The following is a 530-nucleotide window of genomic DNA, read 5'->3' as shown; positions in this document are numbered from 1 at the left end:
CCCCGCCAGCTTGCAGCAACACCACGACTGAGTACTCTAAGCTTGATAAAAGAGCCCATCAATTGAAGAAGCCCAAGACGTGTGCCAGCCATGGTAAAGCGCAACACGCGCAGAGCAATATTAAAAGCCATCAGAGCGGCAATGGTTTTGATGATGGCGCTTGTTAAAGTTGGGTGCGCATTCGCCCACGCCATAAGCCCATTGGTAAAATTGCCAACACTTTCCATCAAACTGTTGAGGGGGGGCAGAAGCACTTCACCAATGCTAATCCCCAAAGCCACAATACGGTTTTGTAAGAGTTCAAATTGCCGCATGGCACCGGTTGCTTGTTTGTCTGCTTCTTGCTCTACAGAGCCTTTAAAGACTTGTGGATCTTTCACATAATCTAAAGCTTGCCCTAACAATTCGGGATTGCCCACCAATTTGGCAAAATCACCAGTAAAATCGCGCCCAGCAATGGCAATCAGCGAGCGCATCCCCTGTTCGGATTTACCCAACACATTAAAAAAGCGCACCAAGGTGCCGGTGGC

Annotated in this window: 1 protein-coding gene; it reads right to left on the bottom strand. The window is 48.9% G+C overall.

Features of this window, described 5'->3' with window-relative positions; translation table 11 throughout:
- The coding region (locus ACFIL8_RS12670; protein WP_375690136.1) for a phage tail tape measure protein at positions 1-530 on the bottom strand (530 nt) is incomplete at both ends.

Source organism: Bartonella sp. AP57NXGY (genome assembly GCF_042195805.1).
In the GTDB taxonomy this organism is placed as follows: domain Bacteria; phylum Pseudomonadota; class Alphaproteobacteria; order Rhizobiales; family Rhizobiaceae; genus Bartonella.
Note: the sequence above shows the minus strand (reverse complement) of the source record. Positions and strands in the feature narration are given on the sequence as shown.